Below are 11,991 nucleotides of genomic sequence, written 5' to 3' on the forward strand. Positions count from 1 at the left end.
AACTGCTATAAGTGTACACGCCCTGTGGACGGCAGCGACGCTGCCGCTCCTTCATTATGGCAGGACCCATCCGTATTTCAGTACGGGACACCTCGCCGGGAATGATTGGTAGAGTGAATTTCATGGGAACCGAACCGTCGTTGCATGACAGGCTGCTCGATCAATGGGGCATGGGCATCATCACTGGCCATATAGCCCAAGGAGAGCGTCTGCCCGCCCCGGCCCTAGGTCGGGAGCTCCCCTCCCGAACGGTTACCAGAGAGGTGACCCGTGTCCTCGAATCCATGGGGCTGGTCACGGTAAAACGTAAGGTGGGAGCCGCCGTCAACCCCGCCAGGGTCTGGAACATCTACGACCCCATGGTCATCGAATGGAGACTGCGCGGACCGGATCGGGAAAGCACGCTCCACGAGCTCTCGGAGCTGCGGGGAAGCGTGGAGCCCACGGCGGCACGGCTCGCGGCATCCAGGGCCAAGCCGGAACAATGGGCCGCCCTTACTCAAGCCGCCATCGACATGGTGGCCCACGCCAACCGGGCGAATGAGTCCGACTACCTCCAGGCTGACGAATGTTTTCATAGGACACTCCTGGAATCATCAGGAAACGCCATGTTTGCTGCCCTCGGTGACGTGGTGGCCGCTGTCCTGGCGGGCCGCACCCGCCATGAACTCATGCCCCGGCGGGCCAATGAACAGGCGCTGAGGCTCCATGGCGACGTGGCGGCTCTGATCCGCCAGGGTGACGGCGATGGTGCCCGCAGGGCCATGGAGCGCATCGTTGACGAATCCGACCAGGCCATTCATGCCATGACGAGTTCGCAGGGGTAAGTCGTCACTGGCAAAAGGTTGGCATCGTCGTCGGGCTGTGGCTATCGCGACAGAGTGTGCAAGCCATCCACGCCTCTGTTCGGCACGCCGTATGCTGACTGATTCCACGTCTGCGAAGCAAGCCAGGAATTCGCTTGGTTGCATATTTTTCAAAGAGGCAGGCCTTTTTCTGATCGGGAACAACAAGAAAGAAGGCAGCCTGCCAAGGGGGATATTACTGGCGGAGCTGCCTTCCGGCCGGGAAGCTGGGGAGCTTCCCCTGCTATGGCCGCTTACTCGAGCGAAATCCTGATCAACTCATGCCTTCCTGCATTCGGTGCTTGCGTTGGGCGGCGATGGCTGCCAATGTCATAAGCCCGATCAGCAGGAGGAGGATTATCCCCCTTCCGCCGGCATTCGGCAGTATCCATGAATGCATGAAGATGTAGATATTGCTCGTGTCCGGGGTCTGCGGCTCCCCGGCCAGCGTCCATTCGATGGTGGTGGAAACCTGGCCGAATCTATGGCTGGGGGTGATAGCCTGCCAGGTCCCGTCCGGTTGCCCACTGACAATCGTTCCGTCGGCATCGCCGAAGGAAAGGCGGGTGGGAATGCCCATGGGCGGGATGGCAATGCGGGTGGCCAGCACCAGATCGGTGTTGTCGGAGCCGGTCCCGTTCTGCCCGGTGCTGTTTCGGCCGAAGCCATAGGCCGTTCCGTCGGTGCCGATGGCCAGGCTGTGGTTGTCGCCGGCGCTGATGCTTCCAGCCTTGAGTCCCTGGCTCTTGTCCTTGGGATCCCTGGCCTTGGCAGGCTGCTCGGGGGAGCGTCCATCACCGAGTTGGCCGTGGGTGTCGTCTCCCCAACCGTAGACCATCTGGTCGGTGCCGATGGCCAGGCTGTGGTTGTCTCCGGCCGCCACCTGTTGATAGGCGAAGCTGTCGGATGCACCCCGGGGGAGGGCGACTTGAACGGGTATGGGCTCGTCGCCCCCGTCGGGTCTGACCTGGCCGTTGCTGTTCGACCCCCAGGCCCAGGCCCTCCCATCCTGGTCCAGGGCCACGGAGTGGGATGACCCGGCGCTGATCCGGATGTACACGGGGCTTTCGCTCATGCCTGATGGTACTGCCAGCGGTTTGGGCACCTTGCTTTCGCTGCTTCCGTCGCCAAGGCCGAGTCTCCCATTGGCATTGGATCCCCAGGCGTATACCTTCCGGTCGGTGCCGATGGCCAGGCTGTGCTCGCTTCCTGCACTGATCTGGATGTAGGAGAAGCCGGATGCGGCTTCGCCGGGCTTGGCTACCCGGATCGGAATCGGTGAACTGCCGGTCTTGCCATCACCTAGCCCGCCTGTGATGGATCCCCAGGCATAGATGTTCCCGTCGCTGCCCAGAGCCAGGATATGCCTTCTGCCTACGGCCACCTGAGTGAACCTGAAGCCTGGGGCTGCATCTGCCGGAAGGACCACCTTGACAGGGATCGTGGAGGTGCTGGTGGTGCCGTCGCCCAGGCCTGTGGCGTTGGTGCCCCAGGCATAGGCCATCCCATCGGATCCCAAGCCGATGCTCATCGTGGTGCCTGCGGCGGCCTGCAGCCAGGTGAACCCGGGTCTGGCCCCTTTCGGAGCGGCAACAGCAATGGGTTGGTTCCGATTGGTCCGCGTGCCGTCCCCAAGTTGGCCGGAGCTATTGTCTCCCCAGCTGTAGGCTTTTCCGTTGCTGCCGATCGCGAGTGAGTATCCTGACCCGGCGCTGACCTGTGACAGACGCATGTTGCCGGCTGGCGGTGGGGTGAGGGTCACGGTCTCGCCGCCGGTATCGATGCCGCGCGTGGGGGTGAGGGTCCACTTGGCGTTTGCAGGGCTCCACCTGGCTTTCAGGTTGTGGCCCTGCTGAATGGGTTGGGTGAAGTCATAGGCGGCATTCCCGTCGAACCAGCCGTCGAATTGTTGACCTGGTTTGGCGGGATTGGCAGGTCGGGTGACGGTGGTGTCCTCGTCCGCGGTCTGCGATGGTGGTGTGGGCGAGCCTCCGTCGCTGTCGTAGGTGATGGTGTAGCGCTCAGGGGTATAGGTGAAGTCGAGGACAGCATCTGGTTGGGGAAGACCGTTCTGGTTCCAGTGGATGACGAGAGGTATCGTGCCGGGTCGATGCCGTCTGGGTGGCGCGATGACGGTCCAGGCGCCGTCCGGCTGTCGGGAGGGATCGGCTCCTGGCATCCCGCCGAAATCGATGGAGGCGACCTGCAGGTCGGGGTAGTCGATGGCGACGGGTTTGGCTCTGCTGCTGGTGGTGTTGTCGCCGAGTTGGCCCTGGGTGTTGTCGCCCCATGCGTGCAGGGTTCCATGGCTGTCGATGGCGAGAGTGTGTCCGGTGCCGCCGGCGGTGCGGACCCAGGTGGCGTCGGAGGCAGGTGCGTCGATGGCGACGGGTTTGGCTCTGCTGGTGGTGGTGTTGTCGCCGAGTTGGCCCTGGGTGTTGTCGCCCCATGCGTGCAGGGTTCCATGGCTGTCGATGGCGAAGGATGCATGGCCGCCGGCGGAGATGGCGGTGATGGTTGCGGGCAGACCGGGTTTGACGGGTCGGCCGGTCTCGGTGCCGCTGCCTGCGCCGAGTTGGCCCTGCTGATCGGAGCCGAACGTGTACGGAATGTCGTCGCCAGTGTCGGCGTCGGAGCCGATGGCGAAGGTGTGGTCGGTGCCGGCGGTGACATGCAGCCATGTGAAGGCGGAGGATGTGCCGGTCGGGGCCTGGACCTGGGTCGGGGTACCGGCGGAGCCGCCCGTGTTTCCGTCGCCGAGCTGGCCGTGGTTGTTGTCGCCCCAAGCGTACATGCGGCCGTTGTTGGCGATGGCGAGGGTATGGCGGCCGCCGGCCTGGATCTGTGTGTAGACCAGCCATGAGGGGGTGGCGGGAGGCATGGCCCGCATGGTCGGGGTACCGGTGGAGCCGCCCGTGTTTCCGTCGCCGAGCTGGCCTTGGGTGTTGTCCCCCCAGGTCCACGCCCTGCCCTGGGTGTCGAGGGCGGTCATATGGCCGTCGCCGGCGCTGATCTGGGTGAACCTGGTGTCCCCGGTATCGGCCTGCCGTGGTGTCGGGTCGTCACCGCTGGTGGTGCCATGGCCGAGTTGGCCGTGGTCGTTGTCGCCCCAGGTCCAGATGCGTCCCTGGGTGTCGAGTGCGGCGGAGTATTTGTCGCCTGCGGTGGCTTGGGTGAATCGGGTGTCATCGGGGGTGGGAACGCTGGTGGGGGCGGAGCGTCTGGCCCGGTCGGGATTGCCGAGCTGGCCGTAATCGTTGTCTCCCCAGGCATACAGACGGCCGTCGCTGGATACGGCCAGCGAATGGGTGCCGTCGGCGCTGATGCCGGCCAGGCGGGTGTTGGTCGCGTAGTCGGGCGGGGTCAGGGTCAGACGGGTGCCTCCGGATGTGCGACCTGAGGCAGGAGAGCGGGTCCAGGGGCCTGGTCGGCTCCATCTGGCAGTGATGGTTGTATCGCTGGTGACGGGCTGGGTGAAGTCAAAGGCAACGTTGCCCTGGAACCAGCCGTCGAACCTGTATCCTGCGCGGCCCGGGTCGGCTGCGGGCCGGACGGCCTGTCCCCAGTCGTCTACGTTATGGCTGGTGACCGGATCACCGTTGGCCGGGTCGAATCGGACCCGGTGGCTGACTGTGAGATACGTGTAGGTCAGGGCAGCCGTGCCGGAATCCAGGTTCCGTCGTGACCAGGAGACTTTGACATCCACCGGGCCCGGAGCGTGCGCCGGCGGGCGCACCTTCCAGGAGCCGTCAGGGTTCCTGACCGGCACGATCATCGATGGCTTTCCGTCGAAGGTGACGGAGGACACGGTCAAGGGCCATGGGAACCATACGCCCGCTGGTCTCGGATTGGCCGCCGCTGCCCCGTTGCTGGTGTTGACGCTGTTGATGCCGAGCTGTCCCCAGTCGTTGCGGCCGAAACTGTAGACGTTGCCGTCCGACCCGATGATCAGCATGTGCCAGTGGTTGCTGCCGATGGTGAGGCTGAAGTAGGTCAGGTCGCTCGTCGCCCCGTCCGGTTTGGGTATGCGCGTGGGTGTGGCTACGCCTGAGTCGCTGCCGTTGGTGGAGGTGGTGCCAAGCTGACCGTATTGGTTGCTTCCCCATGCCCAGGCGCCCGTGTCGGTGATGGCGGTGGAAAAGTCCCAACTTGCATTAATGTCTATGGCGCCGGTCAGGCCCGGTACCCGTCCTGGGCGGGTGCGTTCTCCGTTGCGTCCCAGCTCATTGTGCTTATTGCCTCCCCACGTATAGATGTTGCCGTCGGTGGCTATGCCCATGGATACGTATGCACCGGCGCTGATCGCGGTGAACTTCAGATCTGTGGCGACTGGGCCTGGTTTGTCGGCGGGGTAGGCATCGCTGGAATCGCGCCCCAGTATACCGTAGTAGTCGCTAAGGGTGTTGGTTTTTTCATAGCGGCCCCAGGTCCAGGCGGTGCCGTCGGCGGCCAAGGCCATGGAATCCCGGTCGCCGGCGCTGATCGCGGTGAAGGTGGTTCCCTCGGGCATGGCCACTTTCTTAGGGGTGATGTCGTTCATGGAACCGTCGTAGGGCGGGCGGCCGAGCTGGCCGTCCTTGTTTTGCCCCCAGGTCCAGACGTTGCCGTCCCGGTCCAGGGCCATGGAATGGATGTTGCCGGCGCTGATGGCGATGAACTGAACATTTGGAGGGGTGGAGGCAAGACCCGGCGTGGGATAGCAGTTACCCACTCCCACGGATCCGCGCCCCAGACGTCCGGCTTCGTTGTTTCCCCAGGTCCAGATTCTGCCGTCCCGGTCCAGGGCCATGGAATACCAGCCACCATTGGAGACATGGGTGAACTTCACGCCATCGGGCACCTTGACCATCACCGGGGTGGTTCGACGCGCCGAGGCGCCTTCCATTCCGCCGGTGCCCAGTTGGCCGCAGTCGTTTCTTCCCCATGCATAGGCGTTCCCGTCGCTGCCCAATGCCAGGGAATGAAACTGTCCCGAGGACACCTGGGAGAAGGCGATGCGGTTCGGAGGGTCGATGCGCACATCGTTGCCACCGATCCGGGGACCCGACGTGGGGTGGATCGACCACTGGTTATTGCCGAATGTCCACCTGGCGGTCAGCGTGGTGGGCCCCTTGATGGGTCTGCTGAAGTCGTAGGCGACATTTCCCTGGAACCAGCCGTCAAATGTCCAACCCGCCTCGCTTGGATCGTCCGGGCGTTGGATGGTGTCGCCTACGGCGACCTGCTGGTTGGGTATTGGGTCGCCGTGCTCCGACTTGAAAGTGACGGCGGCCGCAGTGCCGGTGTAGGTGAATCTCTGGCTGGTGTCGTCGGGTTGGCTTGCACCTGTGGCGTCAGCGGACTGGATGGTGAGGGTGACGGTGCCCAGATGGTGCCGGGGGGAGGTAACGTGCCATCCGTCGGCGCGTTTGGTGACGCCGCCGACGTTGTGGCTGTCGCCGAAAAGAACGGAGGCTATCCGCCGGTCGGTTGACCGCCAGACCATGCCTGGCTTCGGATTGGCTGCCGCTGATCCGCTCGTTGCGCTGTTGGTGGTGTTGGTGCCGAGTTGGCCGTAGTCGTTGCGGCCCATGCTGTAGGTGTTTCCGTCAGACCCGATGACAAGCATGTGGAGGCTGGTGTTTCCTGTGTTGAGGCTGGTGTAGGTGAAGGGGGCGGGTGTTTCGTCGGGGGTTGTCATGCGGGCGGGGATGGTCGTGTCGGTGTTGGTGCCGAGCTGGCCGTAGTCGTTGCTTCCCCATGCCCAGGCACCGGTGTCGGTGATGGCGGTGGAGTAGTTCCAGCCGGCGTTGATGTCTGTGGCGCCGGTCATGCCGGGAACCTGTCCTGGTCGGGTCGTGTCGCCGGAGCGTCCCAGTTGTTTTGAACTGTTGCCTCCCCAGGTGAGTACGGTGTTGTCGGCGCCGATAGCCATGGAATGGTTGTATCCAGCGCTGATTGCGGTGAACTTCCGGTCGGTATCGACCTGGCCGGGCCTGTTGGCGGGGGCGGCATCGGTCGGCGTGCGGCCCAGTACGCCATAAAAGTCATCTCTTGTGCCGCCGTTGTCCCCCCAGGTCCAGGCGGTGCCGTCGGCGGCCAGGGCCATGGAATGGTAAACGCCTGCGCTGATTGCCGTGAAGAGGGTTCCCTCCGGCGCGGTCACCTTTGCCGGCGTGTTGTCGCTTGCCTTGCTGCCATATGGAGGACGGCCGAGCTGGCCGTTGTAATTGACGCCCCAGGTCCAGATGTTGCCTTTGGTGTCCAGGGCTAAGGAATGCAGGTTCCCGGCGCTGATAGCTTTGAAGGTTGTGCCTGATGGGATGTCAGCCAGGCCGGGTGTGGAGTAGGAGCTGTTGACAGAGCCGCGGCCCAGTCGTCCGCCATCGTTGAATCCCCAGGTCCAGATCCTGCCGTCGCGGTCCAGGGCCATGGAATACCAGCCGCCTGCGGACACTTGGGTGAATTTGACGCCCTCGGGCATGGATACCGGCACCGGAGTCGTTCTACTCGTCGTGGTCGTCCCGTCGCCCAGTTGTCCGCAGTCGTTTCTACCCCATGCGTAGGCGTTCCCGTCGCTGCCCAATGCCAGGGAATGGTACTGGGCAGCGGACACCTGAGCGAGTCGGACCGGGTCCTTTGGCGAATTCACCGTTACGTCTGTGCCGCCCTGCCAGGGGCCGCTCGTGGGGTTGGTCGCCCATTGCCCCCATCTGGCCTTCAGATTCGTATCCTTAGTGACGGGCCTGGAGAAATCGTAGGGGACATCGCCCTGGAACCAGCCGTCGAATGTCCAGCCCGGGCGGGATGGATCGTCATGCGGCCAGGAAGCGGTTCCGCCGTCGGCCACGATCTGTTGGGCGGGCATGCCCGTGGTGCCCTCATCTGATGTGAACTGCACTGTATGGGTTCCGTCGTTTCTTGGCGACGGGCCTGGAGACTGCTGTGTGGCGGCCAGAGAATTCAGCGTCGCCAGGGGTGAAGGATGGCTCCCTGATGCCGGCTGAGGGTTCGTGGGCTGGATCAGTGGTGTTGATTGGGCGGTTTGTGGGGATGGATGCTCGGAGGGTGTTGCTATGAAAGAGGGTGAAGGATGGCTGTCTAGTTCGGGGACTGACGGCCTTGGGGCCGGGGCTTCTCTCTCACCCCCCCCCCCCCCTGATTTCAGACTCTGCCAATGCATCAGTGTCTGATTGCTCAGCACCGGCAGCATGCGCATCTGCCATGAGCCCCAGGCCCATGGCAGCGAGCACAGCGAAGACGCAGATAATAGGGCGTGAGACACGCCTAGAAGCAACACGCATGAAAGATGCCTTCCCAACATGCTGCCCTCGATATTTCTTAGAACCTGATTTCTTCAACCCCATGAATAACCAGGAGAGGGCAGTTCAATACACTGCTTAGCACTATAACACCTCGTTCCTGTCTTGAGGGGATACTCGGCGAAGGAGGATTCCTGCCTTCGCGGGCCTGAAAAAGACCCCCGAGCTGAAGCGCGGGGAGGCGAGTGTGACGAAATGCCATCAAGGGAACGGTTTTGAGGCCGTCCCACAACCTGGATCGGGTGGGCTTGCCAGTCACGTTATCCTATGCGGCGCGACTTTCGCACAGCGCTGCTGACGCTGTGCGGTCGGCCGAATCATGGCTGGTGTTCGGGATCTTAGCCAAGCTGGCTTGCGGCGTCCTCGTCAAGCAGCCATAAGGTCTGTTCGGTACCCCTGGCGAATGAGGAGGGGACGTGGGGGTTGTCCTCATCCCTCAGTGCTTCCTTCACGGCTTGGGCCTTTTCTTGGGTGGAAGTGAAGAGCCAGACTTTGGGGGTACGGCGGATGAACGGGGTGGTCATGGTCACTCGCAGCGGTGGGAGCTTGGGCGAATGGCTGACGCCTGCCACCAGCGTGGTTTCGTCGCTGATCAGCACCTCGGGGCGGTCAGGGAAGAGCGATGCGTAGTGGCCGTCTGGCCCTACGCCGAAAACGGCCAGGTCCATATGGCCATGGGGGCCGATCCCCCGAATGATTTCATCCTGGTAGGTCCGTGCCGCCTGGGCCAGTGCTTCTGTGTCGTCGGACTCGCTCGCCCTTGCGATCTGGTCGGGGGTACGAATATCAGCCGGCATTTCATGAACATGGTCCGCAGGTAGATCACCCTTGTCGATGAGCCTGCCGAACCAGGCATCCCGGGCTTGCTTGGCATTGCGTTCAGGGTCTTCCGGGCTCACGAATCTCTCGTCGCTCCACCACAGATGAACCCGCTTCCAGTCGATGCTCGCTGCAAGATCACTGGTCCCCATCAGTGCGTAGATTTCCGCCGCGTCCGTTCCACCGGTCAAAGCCAGGTCCGCCCGCTCCTGACGTGCCAGGATGTCCCCTAACTCGATCAGCATTCGCGCGGCTGTGGCCTTGTTGAGCAGGCTGGTGCTGGCATAGCGGATGATTGTACGCTCGGTCATGGCGTCTCCTTCATGGCAGTGATGTCTATCATACTTGCGCGCTTGCGCCTCCAGTGGCTCCCGGCGCCGAGCCAGCCGTCATCTGGTCACCGTTCATGCACCATGGGCCAGCCCCTGCTGATGACATCCCGATAGACCTCATCAGGATCCAGACGTCCCATTTCCTCGCTCATGCAGTCAACGGCGGTTCGCAAAGGCATGGAGATGGTCTGGCTGGCCTGGCCAGGCTGGTTGATTCTGGCCTGGTCGGCCTTGTGACGTTCCATGCTCATGGTTCCGTCGCTGCGTTTGAAGAAGACCCCGGTGATGGCCTGGGCCTGTGGATCACGCTCAATCGTGACCGGCACCCCAAGCTTCAGAGCCAGCCAGGAAGCCAGGAGCTCCAAGGGCAGGAAGTGCGTCTGGCCGGTCACCCGCACTGAGGTTACGGGCAGATGCGGTGGTTGATCCATCATGGAAGCGAGCAAGGCTCGCCAGATCGTGGTTCTTGTCCAGGAGAGGTCCACGTCAGCAGTACCCGAATGCTTGAGGAGGGAGGTGAAGGCGGTCTGTGGGTCGTCGGCTTCCATGGCATCGGTGATGCGGCTGGTGGCCATGGCCCCGATCGGGTCCTTGGATGGGTCCTGGGGTGGATTGGCGGGCCACCAGACCACCAGGGGGGCGTCCGGGACCAACAGCGGGATGACCAAGGCATCGGAATGGCTCAGGAGGGCCAGGACCGGCCTGAGCACTATTATCTCGCCGGCTCCTGCATCTGATCCGAAACGGATTTCGGCATCCAGCGTGCGGTCACCGTCATGGTTGGTGTTCTTGTAGGAGACGCAATCTTCTGAGGACTGTGCCGCAGCGGTCCGCTGGTCCGCCTCTTGCTCGGCCTGATGGTCTTCGGCATTGGTCACTATGGCGATGACCCGGCAGGGGTGTTCACGACTTGCGGCGTTTACGGTCTCCAGGGCCGTCTCCAGATGGGCCTGCTCGGTGACGATGACCAGGGTCAGCACTCTTCCCTGGGCGGCCTCTCCACGTTCGACGTGGAGCTCGTCAATCTCCTGGGCGATGGCGGAGGTAGTGGTGTTGTTCAGTCTGACGATCATGGCATCCTCCAGTGGTATCCGTCGCGGGCCAGCATCAGATCAGCCTCCCGCGGACCCCAGGTGCCGGCGCAGTAGGGCTGGGGCTGGCCCTGTCCGGCCCAGAACTCCTCGATGGGGTCCAGGATCTTCCAGGAGAGATTGACTTCCTCGGTGGTGGGGAAGAGGGGAGGGTCGCCCAGGAGCACGTCCAGGATCAGCCGTTCATAGGCCTCCGGGGAGGCCTCGGTGAATGAACGCCCGTAGGAGAAGTCCATGTTGACGTCGCGCACCTCCATGGCCGAGCCGGGAGTCTTGGCCCCGAAACGCAAGGTCACGCCCTCATCGGGCTGTACGCGGATGACTACGGCGTTGGCGCCCAGTTCCCGGGTGGCTGTGGCCTCGAAGGGCAGATGAGGTGCACGCTTGAAGACGATGGCGATCTCGCTGACCCGCTTGCCCAGGCGCTTGCCTGTGCGCAGGTAGAACGGGACGCCAGCCCAGCGGCGGGTATCCACGTCCAGCCTGATGGCCGCATAGGTCTCGGTGGTAGAGGAGGGATCAATCCCGTCCTCATCCAGGTAGCCGACCACATGCTGGGAGCCCTGCCAGCCTGCCGTGTACTGGCCCCGGGCGGTGTGGGCCGCCAGATCCTTGGGAAGGCGGACAGCGGAAAGGATCTTGGTCTTTTCGGCTGTCAGATCTGATGCTGAGAAGGAGACCGGCTCTTCCATGGCCGTCAGAGCCATCAGCTGCAGGAGGTGGTTCTGGATGACATCCCGAGCCGCTCCGATTCCGTCGTAGTAGCCGGCCCTGCCGCCGATGCCCATGTCTTCGGCCATGGTGATTTGCACGTGGGAGACGTAGTTGGAGTTCCAGACTGGTTCGAACATCATGTTGGCAAAGCGCAGGGCCAGGATGTTCTGCACAGTCTCCTTGCCCAGATAGTGGTCGATGCGGAAGACCGAATCCGGCTCGAAGACTTGGGAGACCACCCGGTCAAGCTCCTTGGCCGAAGCCAGGTCGCGGCCGAAGGGCTTCTCGATGATGACCCGTCGCCAGGCCCCCTGGGTGGAGTGGGAGAGCCCCGATTCGGCCAGCTGGCGGGCCACTTGGGGAAAGGCCTTAGGCGGCACCGACATGTAGAAGGCATGGTTGCCACGGGTGCCCCGGACCCGGTCCAGCTCCGAGACGGTGGCCGACAGGCGACGGAAGGCCTCCGCATCGTCGAAGCTGCCCTTGACGAAGCGCATGCCCTGGCTCAGATGTCGCCAGGTGGACTCGTTGAAGGGGGTGCGGCAGTGGGCGCGGACGTTCTCCTCTGCAAAGGCCACGAACTGCGGGTCGCTCCAGTCGCGCCGCCCGAAGCCGATCAACCCGAAGCTGGCTGGCAGCAGTCCCCGGTTGGCCAGGTCATAGACGGCCGGCAGAAGCTTTTTCTTGGCCAGATCGCCGGTGACGCCGAAGATGACCAGGGAGCTGGGGCCCGCGATGCGCGGCATGCGCAGATCGCGGGGGTCCAGCAGGGGGTTGTGCCAGGGCGCCTGTCGGCCGCCGTCCTCGTCGGGGGGAGCGGATTGGTCGGCGGAGCGCGCAAGTGGTGAAGTGTCCATAGTGCTCCTCGTGAAATACCGTGGCTCCCAGT

Annotated in this window: 5 protein-coding genes; 1 reads left to right on the plus strand and 4 read right to left on the minus strand. The window is 63.5% G+C overall.

The genetic code is table 11. The annotated features are described in order from the left end of the window. The first annotated feature begins 122 nt into the window (after nt 1-122). Nucleotides 123-827 carry a FadR/GntR family transcriptional regulator gene (locus J3T95_RS07325; RefSeq protein ID WP_220236755.1) on the plus strand — a complete coding sequence of 235 codons (705 nt, stop codon included), beginning with the start codon at nt 123-125 and terminating at the stop codon, nt 825-827. A gap of 292 nt (nt 828-1,119) precedes the next feature. Here J3T95_RS07325 and J3T95_RS07330 read toward each other — a convergent pair whose 3' ends face one another. The 4 genes from J3T95_RS07330 to zwf form a co-directional block, all read right to left on the minus strand. After that, a complete protein-coding gene (locus J3T95_RS07330; protein WP_267450961.1) occupies nt 1,120-7,725 on the minus strand; it encodes an RCC1 domain-containing protein in 6,606 nt (2,201 codons plus the stop codon). Nucleotides 7,726-8,484: 759 nt separating this feature from the next. After that, nucleotides 8,485-9,276 (minus strand): 6-phosphogluconolactonase, encoded by a 792-nt coding sequence (gene pgl / locus J3T95_RS07335; RefSeq protein ID WP_267450962.1) that lies wholly within the window; start codon nt 9,274-9,276, stop codon nt 8,485-8,487. Nucleotides 9,277-9,362: 86 nt separating this feature from the next. Continuing rightward, nucleotides 9,363-10,370, minus strand: a complete 1,008-nt coding sequence (locus J3T95_RS07340) for a glucose-6-phosphate dehydrogenase assembly protein OpcA (RefSeq protein ID WP_267430808.1) — start codon at nt 10,368-10,370, stop codon at nt 9,363-9,365. Beyond that, nucleotides 10,367-11,848, minus strand: coding sequence for a glucose-6-phosphate dehydrogenase (gene zwf / locus J3T95_RS07345; RefSeq protein WP_258561583.1), 1,482 nt, complete (start codon nt 11,846-11,848; stop codon nt 10,367-10,369). The genes J3T95_RS07340 and zwf overlap by 4 nt, the downstream gene beginning before the upstream one ends. Between the last annotated feature and the right edge of the window lie 143 nt (nt 11,849-11,991).

It is taken from the genome of Bifidobacterium sp. B4079 (genome assembly GCF_026537385.1).
Classification (GTDB): Bacteria; Actinomycetota; Actinomycetes; order Actinomycetales; family Bifidobacteriaceae; genus Bombiscardovia; species Bombiscardovia asteroides_I.

Excerpts from the sequence above, each read along its gene's own strand:
- pgl (WP_267450962.1), bottom strand. The coding sequence starts at position 9,276 with ATGACCGAGCGTACAATCATCCGCTATGCCAGCACCAGCCTGCTCAAC.
- zwf (WP_258561583.1), bottom strand. The coding sequence starts at position 11,848 with ATGCCGCGCATCGCGGGCCCCAGCTCCCTGGTCATCTTCGGCGTCACC.
- J3T95_RS07325 (WP_220236755.1), top strand. The coding sequence starts at position 123 with ATGGGAACCGAACCGTCGTTGCATGACAGGCTGCTCGATCAATGGGGC.
- J3T95_RS07340 (WP_267430808.1), bottom strand. The coding sequence starts at position 10,370 with ATGATCGTCAGACTGAACAACACCACTACCTCCGCCATCGCCCAGGAG.